Raw genomic sequence first — 20,319 nt, 5'->3', positions numbered from 1 at the left:
TTGCGTTGTCGACGGACGACCGCTGCGGTTCATTTTGCTGGAGCAGCAAATCCCTGACGATCATTCCAAGCCGCCAATCGGATCCTTTGATCAAATCTCTCAAGCTCATGCCCGCAACGCCCTCTCAGACCATCGACCGCTATTTTATGTCGATTGGGTGGAAGCCGTTTGCGTTTCAACGGACGGTTTGGCGGAGCTATCGCGATGGCTTCAGCGGGATGTTGCACTCTGCGACCGGGACCGGAAAGACACTGGGTGTCTGGATGGGACCGATTCTGAAATGGCTGCAGGAGAACCCCGACAGGACGAAATGGAATCCCAAACGAAGTCCACCGGCCCGCGTCCTCTGGATCACACCGCTGCGTGCGTTGGCCGGCGACACAGAGAAATCGCTCCGGGCACCGCTCGACGCGCTTGGTCTGCCGTGGACGCTTGAGTCCAGAACGGGCGACAGCAAACAGAGTGCGAAGCAGCGGCAACTGAAGAAACTTCCGACGGCACTCATCACCACGCCGGAAAGTCTCTCGTTGATGTTGACGCATGAGAAGCTGCTGGCGCAGTTGACGCAATTGGAATGTGTGATCGTTGACGAATGGCACGAACTCCTTGGGACGAAGCGTGGCATTCAAACGGAGTTGGCGCTGTCGCGGCTTCGCTCACTCAATCCCGATCTGCGGATCTGGGGTGTGTCGGCCACGCTGGGCAATTTGACACAGGCCTGTGAGGCTTTAATGGGGGACACCCCGACCGACCGAGTCAAAGTGGTGGAAGGACATAAAAAGAAGAAGATCAAACTGGAGTCCATCATTCCGGCAAAGATGGATCGTTTTCCCTGGTCGGGACATATCGGCACCAAGATGGTGCCTCAGGTCGTGCAATTGTTGGAAACAGTCAACAGTGCATTGGTTTTCACGAACACTCGATCACAAACCGAGATCTGGTATCAACAACTGTTGAAGCAGAAACCGGAATGGGCTGGTCAGATCGCGATCCATCACGGATCGCTGGACATGTCCGTGCGGCGGTGGGTGGAGGATGGGCTGCGTGCAGGGCGACTGCGAGCAGTTGTTTGCACCAGCAGTTTGGATCTGGGAGTGGACTTCACCGCCGTTGATTTAGTGATCCAAATCGGTAGTCCCAAAGGTGCCGCGCGATTGCTTCAACGCGCCGGCCGAAGCGGGCATCAACCGGACGCCACCAGCCGGTTGGTGTTTGTTCCCACCAACGCGATTGAACTGATCGAGTTGGCTGCTGCACAGGATGCCATTGGCAGGGGGCGTTTGGAGGCTCGGCCGATGTTGAACAAGCCGCTCGATGTGCTCGCTCAACACGTCGTGACGATCGCGATTGGCGGCGGATTCACCAAGGATGCTCTGTTGAGAGAAGTGCGCACGGCGCATGCCTATCGATCACTGACCGATCTCGAGTGGCAATGGGTCTTGGACTTTGTCGTTCGCGGGGGCGAATCACTGGAAGCGTACCCTGACTACCACCGCGTCGAGGTGGCGGACGATCGATTCCAGGTGACACAGCGTCGGACGATCACCAACCATCGCATGAACATTGGCACGATCGTCGCTGATGCATCAATGCAGGTGAAATTCCTAAAGGGGAAGACACTCGGAACCGCGGAGGAGAGCTTCCTGTCAAAGCTTCAGCCCGGCAACAAGTTTTTGTTTGCTGGTCGGTTGGTGGAGCTGGTTCGTGTCAAGGACAACGCGGCCTACGTCCGTCGGGCAACCGGGAAACCAGACACGGTGCCACGATGGATGGGGGCCCGAATGCCGCTTTCAAGCGAATTGAGTGACGGTTTGCGACGACGGATTGAACAAGCTTCCGAGGGGACGTTCGTCGGTCGAGAGATGAAGTCGCTGAAACCATTGTTGGAATTGCAAGCTCAGTGGAGCACTCTGCCACGCAGGGATGAGGTGTTGATGGAGAAGGTGAAGACTCGCGGCGGTCACCACGTGTTCTTGTATCCGTTTGAGGGGCGCCTCGTTCATGAAGGTCTGGCAGCCCTGTTTGCGTATCGCATGTCGAGGCTGCGGAAGCAAACGTTTTCCATCGGCTGCAACGACCACGGCATCGTGTTGCAGTCCCCCACGCCGATCCAGGTCGAGCAGGCCGTGACCGCCGGGGTGTTCGCGACCGGAGATTTAGTCGCAGAAATTTTGCAAAGCATGAATTCGACGGAGATGGCGAAGCGACAGTTTCGTCAGATTGCACGCGTCGCCGGTCTGATTCACCCCGGCCTGCCCGGTCGGCGAAAAAGTGCCGGTCATCTGCAAGCCAGCAGCAATCTCTTCTTCGATGTCTTCTGCCAGTACGATCCGAGCAACATGCTCTTGGAACAAAGCCGCCGGGAAGTGTTGGAGCAGCAATTGGAATCGTCGCGAATGCGTCTGGCGTTGCTGCGAATGCAAGCCAGCCGCATCGTTGTCAATGAACCGAAGCGAGTGACGCCCTTGTCGTTCGGGCTTTGGGTCGACAAGCTGCGGGAGCGGGTCAGCAGTGAAACTTTGGCCGATCGAATTCGGCGGATGCAAGAAGACCTCGAACATGCTGCGGGAAAGCCGTGACGTCGGGCTCCGTATGCACGACTCTGGCCGGGACCGAATGGCAACTCTTCGCTGCGCGGGCAGCGTTTTGCCCGGCGCAAGACACGCTGTTTGTCGCCGACCCGCATTTGGGAAAGGATGCCACGTTTCGCCGACATGGGTTTCCGGTGCCACTGGGAAGCAGTGGTGGGACGCTCCAAACAATCTCACGATTGTTGGTCGATACAAATGCGTCTCGCTTGGTGATTCTCGGGGACCTGTTCCACGCGAGATCATCGCTCACGACCGAGACCGTCGCCGCCGTCGAATCGTTTTTTGCTGAGCACCCATCCGTGGAGTTCCTGCTGGTCGAAGGCAACCACGACGCACACGTCGGGAATTTGCCCCTCGAATGGCCGATTCGAACAGTCGCAGAAGGAGAACGAATGGGGCAACTGGCGCTTTCGCACCATCCTGGCTCAGTGCCCGACGGAGCCGCCCTGTTGCTTTGCGGTCATTTGCACCCAGCGATTCGAATCGGCTCGGGACGCGAATCATTTGGGAAGCTGCCGTGCTTCTGGTATTCGTCCGGCTGTCTCGTCTTTCCAGCCATCGGCGAGTTCACCGGAACCCACGTCGTGCAGCCCCAGAACGGGGACCGAACCTGGTTGGTCGCCGACAATGAAATCATCGAGCTGTGAAACGAACCCTCCGCGGCTTGTTTGGGTTGTTGATCTCGCCAACCTTGGGTTGAAACCCAAGGCTGACAGATTCCACCGCTCCGCGGTTCTTGCTCGGCGGATGATGCCGGATGATGCCAGCCACCTTCCTGACCGAGCCACCATGGTGACCGCATTCATCACCCCGGCGTTCGACCGGGCAAGGTGCACGTTCAACAGTCACGGAGTGACGGCAGCCGATGAGCCTTGGGTTTCAACCCAAGGTCCCGGGAAGCCGAACCAAACCAACCAGTCGCGGAGCGACGACAGGCGGGGTGGCAGCAACCAAGCAACCCCCTCTTTGCGAGGCTTCGCTGTCGCCGCTCCGCGGCTTGTTCCGTGTTGTTGATGGCGTTCACCTTGGGTTGAAACCCAAGGCAGGCGGATGCCACCGCTCCGCGGTTGTTGTTCGGCGGATGGTGCAGGCGCACAAAAAAAGCCGCGTCAGCGGATGGCTGAACACGGCTTCTTGAGTACACCCCACTGGGTTCGAACCAGTAACCTTCGGTTTCGTAGACCGATGCTCTATCCAATTGAGCTAGGGGTGCGGCATGAATTGTTGAGCGGCGAATCGCTTTCGCGTCGCTCGCGTGGGCGTGAAAATATCGGCTGGCTGGATTTCTCGCAAGGGGGAATGGCCAACTTTCAGTTCCGAGGGACTTCGATTCCCCGAATCATGGCCCGCAATTCCTCATCAACGCTGCGACCCTCAATTTCGGCCTCCGCGGTCAACGAGACTCGGTGCCGTAAAACGGGCAAAATGATCTCGATCACGTCGTCTGGCACCGCGAAATCTCGGCCGGCGAAGGCGGCGATCGTTCGAGCAGATTGCATCAGTGCAATTCCGGCTCGTGGCGACGCACCGATGTGAAAGGCTGGCCAGGTCCGCGTCGAGCGAATCAGCGAGTTGATGTATTCGACCAAACGATCTTCGACCCGAACTTGGCTGCACGTCGCGATGACCTTTTGAACGATTTCGGGGTTGGTGATCGGTTGGATCTCCTCCTCCAATCGCTGCCCAAAGTCGACTTGCAGCGAATGCATTTTCAAAATTTCGGCTTCTTCGGTGGCCGAGGGGTAATCGACCATCAACTTGAACATGAAACGATCGAGTTGGGCTTCGGGCAGGTTGTACGTGCCTTCACTTTCCAGAGGGTTTTGCGTCGCCAAAACGAGGAACGGTTTCGGCACCGGGTGGCTGGTTCCATCAATCGTGACCCGGTACTCCTGCATGATCTCAAGCAACGCCGCGTGAGTCTTGGCAGGCGAGCGGTTGATTTCATCGGCCAACAGCAACTGCGTGAAGACAGGACCAGCGCGAAAACGAAACTCGCTCTTCTGCATGTCGAAGATGGGAGCCCCGGTGATGTCCGAAGGCATCAGATCGGCGGTGAACTGGATGCGTCCAAACTCGCACCCGAGAATTCGACCGAGCGTCCGGACGAACAGCGTTTTGCCCAAGCCGGGCACGGATTCGATCAACACGTGGCCCCCGGAGAACAACGCGGTCAACGTGCCCAGCACCAGCTCGTCTTGCCCGACGTACAGCTTGCCGACTTCGGCCTGGATCAACTCAAAGAGCTGCTTGATCTTGGCAAATTCGGGTGAGATCGGTGGTGATTCCGGCGCCGCTGAAGCGGCACCGAGTTGGGCGGACGCGGCGTCGTTGGCGGCAGGGATCTCGGGACCGGAGTTGTCTGCGGGCAAGATGGGCGGCAAGGAAGGATCGTTCAAGGCGACTTCTCAACGGGCTCGTGAGGACTTGGCGGGTCAAGTGACGGTGCAACAGGGTCTGCGAGGGCTTCGGCCTCGATCAAATCAGATTCCGAGGATGTGTCCGATGGGGACAACTCGTTCGTGGTTTGGGGATCAGGCGTGGGTGGCTGGGGGGCGGCAGGGGGCGTCTGCTTCGCAACCACAAACAACTCGGGTTCGCCGCGAACGACTCGCATGTAATGGTTGATCTTTTCTTTGGCAAAGTCCATCCCACCGGCGCGACGCATCAAAACAGCCATCGCCGTGAGGTGGTTGCCGAAGTGGGTGGAACGATGATAGACAACCTGCCGGGCGCGGCCGAAGGTGGGCAACAGCATCAGGCACATCACCACCCCCAGGAACAACGCGTGAAGGGTGATCAGACTGATCGGCCAGGTCGTCAGCATTTCCATCCCGGTTTGGGAAGGGGCGCCTGGTTCAGCGTCTGAAATGGGAACCCACATGTCATCGGTCGACAAGAAACCCAGGCTTACGCGTTCGTCCGCCCCGACCTTAGCGGTCGATAGGATTTCGTGGCGAAGACGAGCGGCCATTTCCAACGCGGGTTGATCCGTCATCGCGAAATTCGTGAGCAAGCCTCCGCCGGCGACAACCAGGATTCGCGAATCTTTCCACTTGGGGTGCGTGACTCGGGCCAAGATCGTGACGTCCTCGGCCTTGTCGAGCGGTTCGAACGAGAGCGACGGACGGTCGTTCTCGGTTGAATCCGTCGGATCATCCTCGACGGTCTGATGCGGGTCGGTCGCTTCGTCCCGGTCGGCGGAGTCTTCGTCCGAGAAGAGTTGGTCGAGTTCGGATTGGCCTGGTTCCGTTTCGATGAGTTCTGCTGGGACGCCCGCCGTTTCGTCGTTGATAGAGGCGTCATTGGCAGAATTGTCTTCCTCGACTGCAGCCGTCGGTTGAACGGTTGGAGTGGTGGTGCCCACGACCGGGTTGCGTGCGGGGTCAAAGGGGTGCAGGTCATAGGAGACGATCCGGCGGTCATCGATGGTTTGCCGCGCGGGCAGACCACGAGCGGTGAACAGTTTTCCGACTGTCACGTCATCGCGCTGCGCATCTTGGAGCAAACGCAAATTGATCTGTTGAGCCGATCGGCGGCGGTATTCCAGTCGTTGTTCAGGAGGGGCGACCTGCGAGGCCTCTCGCCAGTAGGCTTCCGTGCTGCCTTCGTCGGGGACGACATAGACGATTGTGCGGTTGCCGTTTCGAAGCCACTTCGTCATCCAGTCAGCGACTTCGACTGGGTTGGCGGGTGGCCAAGCGGTCGGGATCCAAACGATGGCGTCGTGTTGATTGGCCCGAGAGGACAATCGAGTCAGGTTGCGAGCTCGCAGTTCGGCGTCTTGCCAGTCGTCCCCCAGTTCCGAGCGTTCGGCTGGAGTCAATTCCCGCGTGAGTGTTTCTCGCAGAGCACCGAAGCCGTTGAGACTTTGTTTGCCTTTCGCCCCGTCGGTTTTTCCGTAGGTCGTGTCCAATCGGCTGCATCCGGACAACAGCAGGGTGCACAGCACCAGCAACCCGAAGGCCAGTCGACAAGTCGACCTGCGGCCAGCTTGTGGCGCGGACTCGCGGTATTTCTGACGGGCGGTCAGGGAGGCGACGTTCATGCTGCCCCCGGTTGTCGAACGGAGTCGGCGGATTGGATCTCTTGTTCCAGCGTCGCGTTGAGTTGCCACAGTCGTTCAAATTCGGATGGCGACAATTCGTGCCGGCCAAAGTAGGCGCGTTCAAAAGCGGCAACGGTTTGCTGCAATCGAGTTCCCGAGTTGGGGTGAGAGCGTTTGGTTTCGCGAACGTAGCGGCTGTTCGTTTTGCCTCGAGCCAACCGCAACCAGTGGACTCGGTCGAGCAGCAACAGTTGGTGCCCATAAAGGTAGATGATGGCTTCGTTGAACTGGCCCTCCCGCATCAACCGTTCGGCTTCGGAACGCGGGTTGACCGTCGTGTCTCGCAATGCCTCGGGCAAATGTTCCATGCGTTGACGGGTTTGTCGATCAACGCGGTCTCCTTCGAGAAGCGATTGCTCGACGTTTCCATGGCTGAAGTCAAAGTCACTGTTGGCGAATACCCATGCCAACAACGAGACCAATCCCACCAGCAGGAAACCCAACATCAACCAGCCAAACAACTGGGCAAACGGAAAACCGGTGGTGGTTGCAGGAGCGGGGGTTGCTGCGGTGGACTTGTTGGATGTCACGGCGGTCCAACGACTGCCGCGATTTTCCGTGTCGGTTTGTTTGTCTTGAACTTCGACGGGAACCAGGTCGCCAGTGTCTTCGTCGTACCAAACCGAGTCACTGACGGGCGAGACCCGCGCTGCATCGGGGGGCGATTCTGCTGCCAAGGCTGACGCGGAAACACCGATGAACACGCAGGGCAAGACGCAGCTGAACCACAGGGCTCGTCGGGAACAAAAAGAACCCAGCTGCGAACGGTGGCGTTGGCCAAGGCATCCTGGATTTGTCAGGGCAGGGGAGAGGTCGTTCATGGGCGGACCTCGATTTCAGGCGGAGTCGTTTGCACGTCCGAATCGGAATCTGGGACCAGGATGGCTTCTTCGGCCTCGTGGTTGGGGAGGGGCGTGTCGGTGGGGCGTTTGCGACGAGATCCGGTCCGGGGAAGTCGTTGACGCGGGGAGCTCGATTGTCCAGTCATGGCATCTTCACCGAATTGGCGAATGGCTTCGGCTCGGATCGCCAGTTCCACTTCCCAGCCCTCCAGTCGGATGCGAGCGTCCAAGTAGCCGAGCAAGCGAACCACGACGGTGAAGGCCGCGATGATCCACAATGCCAACGGCAGGAACACGACCATCGCGATGAAATCGGTCGACCAATTGGAGGTGGCGATCCCGCGCACCCAGATCATCGAATAGTAGACCGAGCAAGTCAAAACCAGAGACGTGCCAGCCACGGTGAGGAATCGGCCACCCAGTTCGCTGGACATCGGTCCATGAAGCCCTTTGGAGCGTCGCGCCAGCGTGATCACGTTGGACGATCGCGAACGAAGCGGGCAACGCTCCAGCACAATCATCTCGGGCACAAAGGGACGATTGCTGCGGATGATGGCCGCCAGGATGACGATCAGCCACGGCAAGATGAAATCGAGAAAGATGTCTGAGTCGGTGCCAATTCGGAAAACCAGCAGCAATGTGGTGGGGATCGCCAGCCGTTTGACACCGAGGATCCAAAGCAGCGGCCAGCGGAGCTTCCAGACTTCGGCAAAGGTGTGTCGCAACGTCGGTTTTTGTTCGAAGACGGCTTGGCCCAGATAGAACGTTGAAAACGCTCCGGCCAAGGGCGTTTGAAGGACAACCAGAACGCTCATCCAACTGGCGTAGCGAATCAAATCGGACAGGGAGTCGTCCGTGAAGAACTCGTCCGCGGCGATTCGCATCGGCAAGAAGGACAGCAGGATCGCGTTGATCACCATCCAAGGAGCGGCGCCGGCGAAAAAGGCTCGCGTGACCGCAACCGGATAGCGGCGAAGCATCAACAGAGCCAGGTCACCGATTTCCGATAGTGATCGGACTCGGATAGCGATGTGAGTGCGATCAAGCTGCACGGACGCTCGAGCTCCCGCCACTGAGGTTGGCTAGCGTGTTGGATTCGGATGTCTCGGTCGACTCGTCATCCCAGATGGTGTCGATGGGACGTCCGCCGGTTCGATGTTGGCGATTGCCGGGAAAGCCGAGGACGACGAAGTAGAAACTGATCATGCTGGAAGACATCACCGACCACCCCGCTTTGAAGGTGTATGCCAGTGGACTGGGGGAGATGAAACCTTCGGTGAAGGCGGCGAGCACAAACAACACGGCTGCGGCGGAGATGACTGGAACGGCGCGTACCGCGGACCGTCGAACCGAGTCGATTCGGCTCAAGCCTCCGGTGGCGAACAGCCCCATCCCCAAACGCAGTCCCGCGGCGGCGGACAAGGCGATCGCGGTCAATTCAAAGGGACCGTGGGCGGTGACAAACTCGAAGAAGTTGTCGCGACTGGCGACGTCCTCGCGAGCCATGTAGCCAAACACGGTTCCCAGTGTCACCGCGTTGCTGGACAAGATGTAAAGACACGGCACGATCAGGATTCCATAGGCGAAACACTTCAGCCCAATCCCAGTGTTGTGCATGATGTAGAAGCTGGACATGCTGATGTAGTGGTCGAGACTGCCGACCAGTTCCATTTCGTACATCTCTTCCATCTGTTCCAGGCCCGCCTCGCCGACAACGACGTTGGCAAAATCAGGGAACAGGGTTTGTTGGTAGCCCAGGTACATCGACAGCGCGAACAAACCGAAGAACACGATGGTGGCGACGCGGACGCAAGCATCGCCATAAATCTCGCGTGGCGCGACACGAAAAATCATGTCGAACCAACCGGTGGGTTCGAATTTGCCCGCCCGATAGAGCTGATTGTGTGAGCGCGCGACGAGCCGGTGCAGGTAAGTCACCGTGGCGGGAGGCAATTGGTACGCATCGGCAAGTGCCAAGTCCGCACAGGCACCGCGATACAGCGTTGCAAAACGAACGATGCCAGCGGCACCTTTGTATTGAGGCCCAGCCTTGTCCGTTCGTCCTCGAACTTCCATGGCCTCGCAAAGACGTTCCAATTCGCCCCAGTTCGATCGTCGTTTGTCGAGCAGATTGGCGATGTTCATGCGAGCGATTATAGCGAACGAATTCGGAACGCGGGGGTGGACAACGAACTAGCCACCAATGGCATGCATGGCACGATCGGGAGGCCGGAAATCATCCGAATGAATGCCATGAGCGGCGTGTTTCTCGCTCACACATTGCTGGATCTTCTGTATCAAATGGTTGTCGTCGCACCCGCTTCGCATGGCGTCACGCAGCGGTGTCTCACTTTGAGCGAACAAACAATTTCGCAGCCCACCGTCGGCGGTCAATCGCAAACGGTTGCAATCCCCACAAAACGGCTGGGTCACGGAGCGGATGATTCCGATCGTGCCTTCGCGGCCATCACAAGCAAGACGGAACGTTTCCGCTGGGGCCGACTGATTTTGACGGCCCATGGGAGTGACTTCGCCAAACGCTTCGCTCAGCAATTGCAGGCACGCGTCTCCGGACAGCACGTCGGCCGATTGCCAAGCCCGGTCGCTGTCGAGCGGCATGAACTCGATGAAACGCAAGGTGACGCCTCTTCCGATCGCAAAACGGACCAAACCAACCAGTTCTGATTCGCTGATCCCACGAATGGCCAACGCGTTGAGCTTGATCGATTCAAATCCGGCCTCGATGGCCGCATCGATTCCTGCAATGACTCGGTCCACGCCGGGGCGACGAGTGATTTTGGCAAAGGTGGCTTCGTCGAGTGTGTCCAGTGAAATGTTCAGGCGCTGCAATCCCGCGGCTCGTAAATCAGCGGCGTGCTCGCGAAGCAACATTCCGTTGGTGGTCATCGACAGGTCTTCCAAACCATCGATTTGGGCCAGCATCGCAGTCAATTCGACGCAGTCACGCCGGACCAGAGGTTCTCCGCCTGTGATCCGAATGTCACGCACGCCGCAACGTTGGACCATCAGCCCGGCCAATCGCTCGATTTCTTCGAACGTCAACACGCCGCTGCGGGGCAGAAACTCCGCGTCGTGTTCGGGCATGCAGTAAAAACAGCGGATGTTGCAACGATCCGTGATACTGATGCGAAGGCTGTCGTGGCGTCGACCAAAGCGATCGACCAATGCAAAGGGATCAGTCATGTTGGTAGGGTAACCGCCCCGCCTCCATGATGCGATGCGACAGACGAGCGAAGCGGCGACCGGTGCCGCCAACGCAGATGAACGCGAATTCGCCCCCCAAACACCGACCTTCCATGACGAACCACTGGGACGATGATTCCTGGCAAGCGAGCGCCGACGATGAATTCGACGAGGATGCCAGCGAAGGCGAAGAGCATTCCGACGAGTGGGACGAGGACGACTACGAGGACTTTCTGGCTCGCGAGTTCCCGGATTCGACCGCCCGAACCAATTGGGCGGGGGGAAGACCACTTTGGCACATCACCGTGTGGGTGGTGTTGGCAGCCTTCGTCGGCGGTTTTTTGCTGCTGCTGTTTTGACTGGACTGTCCCGAACTCATTTCCACTCAATTGAGAGGTCGTGCGGGTTTGAAGTGCCGATTCAGCACTGAGTTGAACCCGCCCGTAGCAGGCTGTGGAGTCAATCAGTCGGAACGCGATCGCGTCCGGTTCGCCTCCGGGAACCGTGGGCGATCGCCCAATGCCATCTACTTTGTAGCGGAACGGCGCGAGTCGTCCGGTGACGCGCCGGAAAACACCCACGATTTACCGGACGGCTTGCGCCGTTCCGCTAACAAAATCCCCTCGGTTGGTTCTAAAGTAGATGGCATTGGGCGATCGCCCATCGGCTGATCGCGAAATCTGCGAAACGCATTCAATCAACAGACCACGCCCGCGAAGGAAGTGAATGAGTCCGAACGCCTTGTTTCAGTCTGCATCCGGAAGCACCTGCAAGCGGATCTTTCGGGTGATCCACATCATTGTCGCCAGGATCGGTGGCATGGCGATCGCCATCCAAAGCAGAACGTCGCCCATCAGCAGCAACGTCGTGCGGAACCGAGCGTTGTAGACGTCGTCCCAGTACCAAACGACCAACAGGGTTCCCAGGCACAGGTAGGGGCCGAAGGGCGTTCGCGGATCGCGAGTCAAAACAAACACGACCAACACAATCACCAGGGCCGCGATGGGGGACAGGAAGAACGCGAGGATGCTGCCTTGCCAACCGATCAGGGCACCGATCATGGCCATCAGCGTGACGTCGCCGAATCCCATCGCTTCCATTTGAATGGCCCAACCGCAAACCAATCGCACCACCCAGACGATTCCGCCGCCCACCGCCAGTCCAGTCAACGAGGTCATCATGCCCATCCAACCGATGGGAGTGGTGGAGTAAGTCGCGACGATGATGGCGGAACCCACCAGCCACATGGCAACCAAAAATTTCCACGAGTTGTGGCGGGTCAATCCAAACCAAAAGTAGCCCCAGGCTTTGGACCATCCCCGGCGCAGATAAAAGCGTCGGTCTGCCAGCGCAAAGCACCAAACCGCCCAGATCGCCAGGCCGGTCATCAATCCACGAGGGCTGGTCCAGAACGGCGAGAGAGCAAACGGATGGTTGGCCAAAACGGGCGCGATGCCTTCCACCGAATTCTTGACCACCAACCCCGGCAAGAAGGCGAACGGTGTGAGGGTTCCCAAACCGATGGCCACGATCGTGCCCGGAATCGTCAGCAGATCGGGAATGGTGCGTTCGTCAAAGTCGATGAAGGTGGCTGCGACCAACCAAACCAAAAAGGCAGCGTGCAGGAAGAAGAGCAACGCCATCCAGTCCGCGCACGCCGCAACGGTGGCCGGTGTGACTCCGCCCGGCAGCAGTTGCCCGGCCAAGTAGGCTTGATGCATGAGCGGCAAGACCGCGGCGAGTGAAAGTTCGATCAGAATCGGCCGGACCCAGAACCAACGCCCAAACATCTCGGATTCGCGCCGCAAGCGGAACCAACCCCACACGGGGATGCGATCCGCCCAAGTTCGTGCGGGCAGGGATCGCGAAATCGTTTCGAATTCAGGCAGCAACGGCCAGCGTGCTCGATCAACCCAAGGTGAAATTGGACGGGGGTACCAGCACCAAGTGGGAATGATGTGGTTGGCCAGAGCACCGCCCAGGATCCCGAGCAGCGCCAAGATCCCGGTCTGGGCGGCAGAGGACAGTGACAGCCACGCCGCGATCCAACCCGCCAACCAAATGGGGGCGATCTCTGCCAGCACGCCGATCGATGGCGCAATTTGAACGAGGGCCTGCGTTTCAATCAGCGTGTTTGCCATCAAATCAATGACGGGTGCGGGAAAGGTCAGATCAATCATGCGGACTTTGCTGTCGGTTGCAGGAAGCGGCACACAAAACGCGGCCTGGCGCAGAGGTTAGAAGGTTTTGAAAGATTTTTCACGCCCAGGTGAATTTTCAGAGCTAGGTTTTCGTTAGAGGTTCTTCTTGAGAACCATCCCCTACGAATTTACCAACCTGATTGTCTTCCCTGACCTGATCAACCTTTTGGGCCCGACTGTCTTCCCCCAGCTCAAATTGCCAGAGCAACGAGACTCGTCACCCGACATTTCACTGGCCGCCAACGCCTTTGGTCCCCGCATCATGAATCCTGTCAATCACGCCTCCAAGCGAACGCGTTCCGGCTTTCTCACAGCCGGCCGGACGCGTTCCGGAGGCAACCTGAATCAACCACGTCGCGGAACCGCGACGGCGGAGATCGCGTTTTGCTTGCCGGTCTTGCTGACGTTCACGTTTGCGACGGTGGATCTGTGCTCGATCTTCTTTTTGAAAGAAACGGTTGCCATCGCCGCCTATGAAGGCGCTCGGCGTGGCATCAACCGGGGCGGCACGGATCAAGCTGCGATTGCCCGAGTGCATGAAATTTTGGACGAACGAGGTGTCAGCTACGAAGGCAGCGCGGTCACTCTCGAAAACAGCACGTTCAGCACGGCTGACACGCTGGAACACGTCACGATTGTGGTCACGGTTCCCGCTGCCGGCAACTTGTATGCTCCGGCTGGTTTGTACAACGACCTGGATATCACGCATCGAATCACGATGCGAAAAGAATTCAGGAATCAAGACTAGGCATCGCCACCATGATCTTTTCATCGAAGTCCCTTTCAAACCAAACCCGAAACGTTCGTCAGCGTCGTCGCAACGGAATCGTTCCGCGACCATCCGTTCGGCCTTGTCGTGGACCGGCTCCTCGGTCGGTCAAGCGAGCTGGAGCCACGTTGGTGGAGTTTGCCATTGTCAGCAATCTGTTGTTGCTGACCATCTTCATGTGCATGGAATTGGCGCGGATGAACATGGCGCGGAACCTTGCCCAAGACGCGGCCTACTACGCGGCTCGCACGGCGATTGTGCCTGGCGCAACCGCAGACGAAGCCGTCGGTGAAGCCGAGTTGATCATGCAGTCGTTGTTCAGCGGCGGGTATGAGGTCGATTGCACCGAGATCGATGACGACACCGAAGAGGTCACTGTGACTGTCAGCATCGACTTGGATGACGTGGCTTTGTTCACACCCATGTTCTTGGGCAATCTTCGATTGACATCGTCTGCAACGATGCAGACCGAACGATACAACGGCTTTTTTCAAGTCGATTGATTCATGAATGAAGAACGGTCCGGGGGGATCCTTTTTCGATTTACCAAGCCAACGTTTCGTTTTGGAGTTTCAATGATGTCCGTTTCCCCCCTTCCCATGCGATACAAGATGACGCGAGGCGACGAAACACGTCGTGGCGGCATCACTGTTTTGATGGCGTTTGTGTTGCCCATGCTGGCTCTGCTGGCTGCATTCTGTATCAACCTGGCACAAATGCAGTTGGTGAAGACTGAATTGGCGATTGCGACCGACGCGGCAGCTCGGGCAGGCGGACGCGCTTTCAGTGAGGAGCAAACGGTTGAGGCCGCGAAAGAGGCCGCTCGGTTGACCGCCGCGATGAATGAAGTGGCCGGCGAACCGTATCAGCTGAACACCAACGACGGAGCCAACGAATTTGAATTCGGCGTGTCGGCACAGGCGGATGGTCGGACGGGCCGGTTTCAATTCACAAAGGTTCCGACCGGGGATGTGGCCGCCAACATGGTGGCTGTCAGCTCCGTCCGCGTGACCGGCAAACGAACCGGTGAATCGCTGATGGGCCCTGTGCCCTTCATTTTCCCAAACACCTTTTCGATCAGTGACTTTCGTCCGGTGACTTCCGCCGTCGCAATGCAAGTGGACCGGGACATCAGCTTGGTGCTCGACCGCAGTGGTTCGATGGATTGGAAGACCTATGACTGGCCTGATGGAGCCGATCCCTGGGCAGAAGACAGTTTGATTGCGGCCGAAGACGAAGGCATCGTTGATTTGGAGTGGCGTTATCGCAACGGACGCCCGGACTACATTCGCCGGGTGAATTACAACCGCGGCTACGGCGAAGACGACCTGTACGATTATGCCTGGGAAGAATTTTACGGTCTGGGACCTGCCCCCAACACGCCTTGGGAAGACTTGGTGATGGCGGTCGACGCTTTCTTGCAAGTCCTCGATCAAACGCCTCAGAACGAACAGGTTTCGATTGCCAGCTACAACAGTCACGGCAGTTTGGATTGCTGGTTGTTGGATGACTTCGATGCGGTGCGTGCCACGGTTGCGCGTCTCGGCCCCAGTGGTTCGACCGGGATTGGCAATGGCATGACTTCCGGTGCGACTTCCCTCACGCATGAGAACGCTCGTCCTTACGCCTCGAAGACAATGGTGGTGATGACCGATGGCATTCACAACTACGGCACGGCACCGAACACGATCGCCCGCAATTTGATGAGTTCAGAGAATCTCAACATTCAAACGGTGACCTTCGGAAGCGGAGCGAACCAAGCGACGATGCAAGAGGTCGCCGTGACGGGGCTGGGCAAGCACTACCACGCCGATTCCGGTGACGAACTGGTGGAAGCGTTTGAAGAAATTGCCAACAACCTGCCGACGATTTTGACCGACTGAGATTCGTCTCTCGGAAAAATTCCCTCACCAGGGAATTTGAGATCACGGTCACAACTTGTGACCTAGAGTATGACATGAACTCCTCATCTTCCGACCACCGTTCGCTTCTCGAAGAACCCCTTCGGAAAGCATCCAAGAAACCTGCCAAGTCGAGTTGGATTGGCAAGTTGGCTATCTTCGCAGTCTTGTCGATTGGTTCGATCGCTGGCTGCATTGTGCTGGTTCGGAGCACCGTGGCTTGGGTCAGCGCTTCGCCGGCCCGCAACGCCGTGGTTCCTGCGACCAGCACCTCGCATTCGGTTCCGACCGACGAGGACTTTCGAATGCGAAAGCAACGCAATGAAGCGTACTTGGCGGCCGCCAAGCAAGAAGACGCTGCCTTCATCGCAGACCGGCAACGCCGACTTTGGATCGAGCAAACTCGCCAGAAACCGGACCACCGAGACGCATTTGCTCAATGGAAGACGCAGGTGGAACGGCTGGAGGCGAAGGTCGCTGAGATGAGCACGCAAGAAGACTCGTACAACGAAGATGGAAGCGTGCTTCCCGAGAGTATTCTCTGGCATCAGCAGCAGCGGCTCGAAGAGCTTCGCGCTGACGCCCCGCCGAGCTACTGAGTCGCGTCTCCAGCAGCCGACGTTGCGGCTGGGTTGAACAGGCACTCCGACAACCAACCGGAACGTCGGTGTTCGCCTTGAGAACCGCGGGCGATTGGATCGCCGACACTCACGAGATTGATTGGTCGGATCGCGGGTTGCGAATCAGCGACCGATGGATTCCAACCGAGTTCCCCAAGTGGGATCGGCTTGAATCGCCGTCATGCCCTCTTGGCGTGCGTCGATGCCTTGGTCTTTCCAAATCAAGTATTGAGCCACGTCACAGACCCGCGGCACGACAATTGATCGCGGCCAGTTCGCTTCGCCAACGCCAAAGTGGGCTTGTCCAGGAAGGACTGTGATCACGCGACGGTCATCCAAGTGCAAATTCAGGTGATCCATTCGGGATGGGTGTTGCACACGATCGGCAGCCAGCAGGGACAAGGCGATGTCACGAGGCCTTGCGTTGGGCGTGTTCCAGATTTGCTCGCACAATCCTTGGACCAGTTCGGTGCGTTGATGAATCAAACCGATGGACAATCGAGTTTCTAGCGACCAACCGTAGGGATTGCGTTGCAGCGTGGACTCAATCAGCCGTCCGACAACGCGATCGCCCGGCGTTTGTCCGCGGGAGCAGAGAGAACCATCTTGCAGCAGGTGCCGTTTCAGAGTGTTGGATGCGGGAACGTATCGGATTCCACAATCGGGAACGCAGATTCCCAGCAGACAGGCCCACTGATCGCAGGCGGATCGATTGGAAGGTGTCCAGCGGGGCAGTGCAGGCTGCCATTGCCAATCCGGCCCCGCTGATTTGGCGACCTGTTGAAATTGCCGGATCGAATCGGCGTCGTCACCGGCTCGCTCGGAAAAATGCTGCCACCATTGATCGAGTTCACGGTTCCGTTCATCGTCCACGTTGGCTGCTAGGTCGTCCCAAGGCGAACGGGCCAACGATTCGATGGCCTGCTGATGAGCCGCCAGTCGAATGCGTTGGTCCAATTGATCCGCGGTTTGACGAACGTCCAGTGAAAGCGAGACACGCAGGCTTCGCAGTCGCCCGAGCACGGCGCGGCGGACTTCATCGCCGCCGTGGATCGCTAGTGAGAACAGCCGGTCCGAAGTCATGCGGCGGATGATGGCGGAATCAGATTCGAGCTGGGCGAGATTCCGATCGATCTTCGCGATCACTTCCGCGGAGGGGCGTGAATCCAATTCCGCGTTGGCGGTCCAATCGATCTGCATCCAGTCGACGGTCACACCGTCAGCAGCCTCCGCGGGGTCTGCTGCCAAACTGGTGGAGGTGGAGGTGTTCAGTGCCACCCAAACGGACGCCAAAATCGTTCGTCGCAGTTTGCGTCGTCGAGAGAGCTTAGGCGAATGGGGCAAACGATGGCCTTGGCGTGCGAGGGATGCTTGTGTCGCAGAACAAATCGAAAAATTTCCCGTTTGGATCCGACAGGGGGCATCGCGATGAGCTTCACTTCACTTTAGTTTCGTCCCCCCGACGCGACCAATGAATTTGCCACGAGTTGTCCCCGCGACCTCCATCCTGAAGCCCTGTAAACTCCCTCATCGTTGCAACCGGCTTTCCGATTCCGAACCGCTCGCTCGTCTGAACTTCCGCTTTCCGCACGCCTTGTCCCGCTCATGAAAATTCTCTGCTTCGAAGATTCTCGCGTGGAACAGCTCTGCCCGATCGTTCACGCTCGGCCGGCTTATGCGATCACATGCGCGAGTTTCCAATTGCTCGATTGGTTGAAGACACTTGCGAAAGAAAATTCGACCGGTGGCAAGGCATGCGAGATTCAAGGATTGATTCGCGAGTACTTGTTGCCCATTCAAGAGGCCGATCACGGACTTCAATCACCGGCCAAGGAAATTGCGGTGGACGAAGAGGTGTTGCTCGTCAACGCTCGGTTGGTGCCCTCGGTGCAGACCTATGAAACGCTGAAGCAGTTGATTCAAGCGGGCCAGACCGCTGCCGTGATTGGCACCGACAATGGAAACGATTTTGAGCTGTTGGCCGCCTTCATCACGGCGGGTGACATTGCGAAGTCGCCCAACTCGGAGCCGGGGCTCAGTCCGCTGGAGAGGCTGCAACAGATCGCCCATCAGAACGTGAGTTCACGATCTTCCCTGAAAGCGTTTCAATGGCCACACGAGGTGGTTGCCGCGCACATGGAAGCGATGAATGATTCGGTCAACTACCGGATCGAACATGGTGACTACACCCAGCGTGAAGACGGTGTGTTTGTTCGCCCCGGAGTGAAGATCGGAGAATTCGCGTCGATTCATACTTCGGGTGGACCGATTGTTTTCGACGAAGACGTTCAGGTCGGTCCGTTCTGTTTCTTGGAAGGCCCGCTGCACGCGGGGCACAGCACCCGGGTGCTGGAACATTCCGCGATCAAAGACGGCGTTTCACTTGGACACACGGTCAAGATTGGCGGCGAAGTCGAAGCGTCCGTGATCGAAGCCTACACGAACAAGCAGCACCACGGATTCCTGGGGCACAGTTACTTGGGCAGTTGGATCAACCTCGGTGCGGGGACCTGCAACAGTGACCTGAAAAACACCTACGGCAAGATCAACATCGAGTATGGCGATCGAAAGATGGCTTCGGGAATGCAATTCCTGGGCTGCATCATGGGCGACTATTCCAAGTCAGCGATCAACACGGGCATCTTCACCGGCAAGGTGATCGGTGTTTGCAGCATGTTGTACGGATTTGTGACCAGCAACGTGCCCAGTTACGTGAACTACGCCCGGCTGTTTGGTCAGACCTCCTTGTTGCCGCCGGAGGTGATGATCAACACGCAAGCTCGGATGTTCGCGCGTCGGAAGGTGGAACAGCGTCAGTGCGACATGGATCTGATCCAAGCGATGTACGATCGCACCGAAACCGAACGCGAATCGTCCGAACAACTGGGGTTCTAAAGCAACCAGCCGATGGAACCGATGTCCGAACAAGACGAAGGGCGACGCGGCACTGGCTCAGGCCACTCGCTGCGGCAGCACGAGGCGGTGCCCCATCGGCCAATCGGATTGGCCGATGTTCCATTTTGCGTTGCGAGAAACCGATCTAGAGGTTCCGCAGGTATTCCAGGCTCTGCTGCAATTCTGTGATGGCGGTTTCTGGCCGCATCTCGGGGCGACCGACGACAATCGGTCCGCGGAACGGAATGTCTTCCAGTTGCCCCAACAAGGCTGGGAAGTCGGCGGTGCCTTCGCCGACCGGGACCGCCATCCCGCGACCGGCGGCCAGGTCCAAGACACCGTCCACCGCATGCACGATTGAGATCCGTGAACCGAGCGCGTTGATGGCCTCGTCCACTCGGAATCGGTTGATGATCAACTGGCCCGGGTTCAACGCAACAGGAATGAAGCTATCCGGGATTGCGTCCAGCAGGGCAGCCAAGTCGGTACCAGCTTCGGTGCCCGTTTCTGCCGCCAGAAAACAGCCGACTTTGGCGCCGTAGCGACCCAGATCATCCATGACCTCGCGCAATGTTTCCCACCGGGACGCGTCGCTGCCGGCCACACCCTGGCCGGCGATTGCTTTGCCGATTCGGGAGGCGGCGATTGAGTTGGCAAGTTCTGCCGCCAAGTCGGCCGGCAAATCCTTGCTCCAATCGGAATCGCCCGCTTTCGCGGACGGATCGAGTAGCAGCGAGCTGCCCGCTTTTTTGACCGCTTGGTCAATGTTCTGCGGCGGGGATGGAACGGTCCCGATTTGATTGACAATCAACGGCGCCCCCAAGCGGTAAGCCGTCTTCATCGCCGATTTGGTGGCGTCGACTCGCTCATCCAAATGGTCCGTCACATCGTACCCAAACCGGGTTGGAAACCGGATGGATGCAATCCGCAAATTCAAATCGTCCAGGATTTTCCGCAAGGTCCGCACGCCGGTGTCCGACAAATCAGATACGGGCACGTGGGTGCGACCACACAATTCGACACTTCGAACGCCCATCGATGCTGCGATGGTCAATGATTTACGCAGTGCGGTGGCAGAGGCACCGGCCCCCGGAATGGCGTCCATCCGGACGGCAAGTTTCAATTCAGCCAATCGATTCGTTCTCCGACGCAGGCAACCAGGTCATGGTGGACCACTTGATCCAACTC

At 58.1% G+C, this 20,319-nt stretch carries 17 protein-coding genes and 1 tRNA gene; 8 read left to right on the top strand and 10 right to left on the bottom strand.

Translation table 11 applies throughout. From position 1 onward, the window contains the following. Positions 1 to 107: 107 nt before the first annotated feature. On the top strand, positions 108 to 2,579 hold the full coding sequence (locus tag PSR62_RS17085; RefSeq protein ID WP_274408247.1) for a ligase-associated DNA damage response DEXH box helicase: 2,472 nt from the start codon (positions 108 to 110) through the stop codon (positions 2,577 to 2,579). After that, on the top strand, positions 2,576 to 3,238 hold the full coding sequence (pdeM, locus tag PSR62_RS17080; protein WP_274404217.1) for a ligase-associated DNA damage response endonuclease PdeM: 663 nt from the start codon (positions 2,576 to 2,578) through the stop codon (positions 3,236 to 3,238). The genes PSR62_RS17085 and pdeM overlap by 4 nt, the downstream gene beginning before the upstream one ends. Before the next feature lie 492 nt (positions 3,239 to 3,730). Here the strand turns inward: pdeM and PSR62_RS17075 are convergent. From PSR62_RS17075 to moaA, 7 genes are all read right to left on the bottom strand, one after another. Next, a tRNA-Arg gene (locus PSR62_RS17075) sits at positions 3,731 to 3,804 on the bottom strand. Between the two features lie 97 nt (positions 3,805 to 3,901). Beyond that, complete coding sequence (locus tag PSR62_RS17070; RefSeq protein WP_274404216.1) at positions 3,902 to 4,990, bottom strand: AAA family ATPase; 1,089 nt, start codon at positions 4,988 to 4,990, stop codon at positions 3,902 to 3,904. Then, entirely contained in the window at positions 4,987 to 6,639 is a 1,653-nt protein-coding gene (locus PSR62_RS17065) for a hypothetical protein (RefSeq protein WP_274404215.1), read from the bottom strand. Before PSR62_RS17065 ends, PSR62_RS17070 begins: the two co-directional genes overlap by 4 nt. Next, positions 6,636 to 7,520: a DUF4129 domain-containing protein gene (locus PSR62_RS17060; protein WP_274404214.1), complete on the bottom strand. Its 885-nt coding sequence runs from the start codon at positions 7,518 to 7,520 to the stop codon at positions 6,636 to 6,638. The genes PSR62_RS17065 and PSR62_RS17060 overlap by 4 nt, the downstream gene beginning before the upstream one ends. Beyond that, the gene (locus PSR62_RS17055; protein ID WP_274404213.1) at positions 7,517 to 8,593 is read right to left on the bottom strand and encodes a hypothetical protein; all 1,077 of its coding nucleotides are present in this window, start codon (positions 8,591 to 8,593) and stop codon (positions 7,517 to 7,519) included. Before PSR62_RS17055 ends, PSR62_RS17060 begins: the two co-directional genes overlap by 4 nt. After that, a complete protein-coding gene (locus PSR62_RS17050) occupies positions 8,583 to 9,686 on the bottom strand; it encodes a stage II sporulation protein M (protein ID WP_274404212.1) in 1,104 nt (367 codons plus the stop codon). Before PSR62_RS17050 ends, PSR62_RS17055 begins: the two co-directional genes overlap by 11 nt. Before the next feature lie 48 nt (positions 9,687 to 9,734). Next, positions 9,735 to 10,745 carry a GTP 3',8-cyclase MoaA gene (moaA, locus tag PSR62_RS17045; protein WP_274404211.1) on the bottom strand — a complete coding sequence of 337 codons (1,011 nt, stop codon included), beginning with the start codon at positions 10,743 to 10,745 and terminating at the stop codon, positions 9,735 to 9,737. Positions 10,746 to 10,858: 113 nt separating this feature from the next. Here moaA and PSR62_RS17040 point away from each other — a divergent pair, with 113 nt between their 5' ends. Further along, entirely contained in the window at positions 10,859 to 11,104 is a 246-nt protein-coding gene (locus PSR62_RS17040) for a hypothetical protein (RefSeq protein ID WP_274404210.1), read from the top strand. A gap of 387 nt (positions 11,105 to 11,491) precedes the next feature. Here PSR62_RS17040 and PSR62_RS17035 read toward each other — a convergent pair whose 3' ends face one another. Further along, positions 11,492 to 12,925 carry a prepilin peptidase gene (locus tag PSR62_RS17035; protein WP_274404209.1) on the bottom strand — a complete coding sequence of 478 codons (1,434 nt, stop codon included), beginning with the start codon at positions 12,923 to 12,925 and terminating at the stop codon, positions 11,492 to 11,494. A gap of 127 nt (positions 12,926 to 13,052) precedes the next feature. Here PSR62_RS17035 and PSR62_RS17030 point away from each other — a divergent pair, with 127 nt between their 5' ends. The 4 genes from PSR62_RS17030 to PSR62_RS17015 all read left to right on the top strand — a co-directional run bounded on the left by PSR62_RS17030 (position 13,053) and on the right by PSR62_RS17015 (position 16,215). Next, on the top strand, positions 13,053 to 13,694 hold the full coding sequence (locus PSR62_RS17030; protein ID WP_274404208.1) for a TadE/TadG family type IV pilus assembly protein: 642 nt from the start codon (positions 13,053 to 13,055) through the stop codon (positions 13,692 to 13,694). A 152-nt stretch (positions 13,695 to 13,846) separates the two neighbouring features. After that, positions 13,847 to 14,218: a TadE/TadG family type IV pilus assembly protein gene (locus PSR62_RS17025; RefSeq protein WP_274404207.1), complete on the top strand. Its 372-nt coding sequence runs from the start codon at positions 13,847 to 13,849 to the stop codon at positions 14,216 to 14,218. A gap of 75 nt (positions 14,219 to 14,293) precedes the next feature. After that, positions 14,294 to 15,598 (top strand): vWA domain-containing protein, encoded by a 1,305-nt coding sequence (locus PSR62_RS17020; protein WP_443217441.1) that lies wholly within the window; start codon positions 14,294 to 14,296, stop codon positions 15,596 to 15,598. Positions 15,599 to 15,672: 74 nt separating this feature from the next. Next, positions 15,673 to 16,215 carry a hypothetical protein gene (locus tag PSR62_RS17015; RefSeq protein ID WP_274404205.1) on the top strand — a complete coding sequence of 181 codons (543 nt, stop codon included), beginning with the start codon at positions 15,673 to 15,675 and terminating at the stop codon, positions 16,213 to 16,215. A gap of 144 nt (positions 16,216 to 16,359) precedes the next feature. Here the strand turns inward: PSR62_RS17015 and PSR62_RS17010 are convergent, their stop codons facing one another. Continuing rightward, positions 16,360 to 17,580 carry a hypothetical protein gene (locus tag PSR62_RS17010; protein ID WP_274404204.1) on the bottom strand — a complete coding sequence of 407 codons (1,221 nt, stop codon included), beginning with the start codon at positions 17,578 to 17,580 and terminating at the stop codon, positions 16,360 to 16,362. A 261-nt stretch (positions 17,581 to 17,841) separates the two neighbouring features. On the opposite strand from PSR62_RS17010, the gene PSR62_RS17005 reads away from it, so the two are divergent. After that, positions 17,842 to 19,131, top strand: a complete 1,290-nt coding sequence (locus PSR62_RS17005; protein WP_274404203.1) for a GlmU family protein — start codon at positions 17,842 to 17,844, stop codon at positions 19,129 to 19,131. A 145-nt stretch (positions 19,132 to 19,276) separates the two neighbouring features. Here PSR62_RS17005 and PSR62_RS17000 read toward each other — a convergent pair whose 3' ends face one another. Next, positions 19,277 to 20,263, bottom strand: a complete 987-nt coding sequence (locus tag PSR62_RS17000) for a sugar phosphate isomerase/epimerase family protein (protein ID WP_338020088.1) — start codon at positions 20,261 to 20,263, stop codon at positions 19,277 to 19,279. Positions 20,264 to 20,319: the final 56 nt, after the last annotated feature.

It is taken from the genome of Rhodopirellula sp. P2, from assembly GCF_028768465.1.
Classification (GTDB): Bacteria; Planctomycetota; Planctomycetia; order Pirellulales; family Pirellulaceae; genus Rhodopirellula.
Note: the sequence above shows the minus strand (reverse complement) of the source record. Positions and strands in the feature narration are given on the sequence as shown.

Coding starts and splice junctions, on each gene's coding strand:
- PSR62_RS17085 (WP_274408247.1), top strand. CDS start 108: ATGCCCGCAACGCCCTCTCAGACCATCGACCGCTATTTTATGTCGATT.
- PSR62_RS17065 (WP_274404215.1), bottom strand. CDS start 6,639: ATGAACGTCGCCTCCCTGACCGCCCGTCAGAAATACCGCGAGTCCGCG.
- PSR62_RS17060 (WP_274404214.1), bottom strand. CDS start 7,520: ATGAACGACCTCTCCCCTGCCCTGACAAATCCAGGATGCCTTGGCCAA.
- PSR62_RS17050 (WP_274404212.1), bottom strand. CDS start 9,686: ATGAACATCGCCAATCTGCTCGACAAACGACGATCGAACTGGGGCGAA.
- moaA (WP_274404211.1), bottom strand. CDS start 10,745: ATGACTGATCCCTTTGCATTGGTCGATCGCTTTGGTCGACGCCACGAC.
- PSR62_RS17040 (WP_274404210.1), top strand. CDS start 10,859: ATGACGAACCACTGGGACGATGATTCCTGGCAAGCGAGCGCCGACGAT.
- PSR62_RS17035 (WP_274404209.1), bottom strand. CDS start 12,925: ATGATTGATCTGACCTTTCCCGCACCCGTCATTGATTTGATGGCAAAC.
- PSR62_RS17020 (WP_443217441.1), top strand. CDS start 14,294: ATGTCCGTTTCCCCCCTTCCCATGCGATACAAGATGACGCGAGGCGAC.
- PSR62_RS17015 (WP_274404205.1), top strand. CDS start 15,673: ATGAACTCCTCATCTTCCGACCACCGTTCGCTTCTCGAAGAACCCCTT.
- PSR62_RS17005 (WP_274404203.1), top strand. CDS start 17,842: ATGAAAATTCTCTGCTTCGAAGATTCTCGCGTGGAACAGCTCTGCCCG.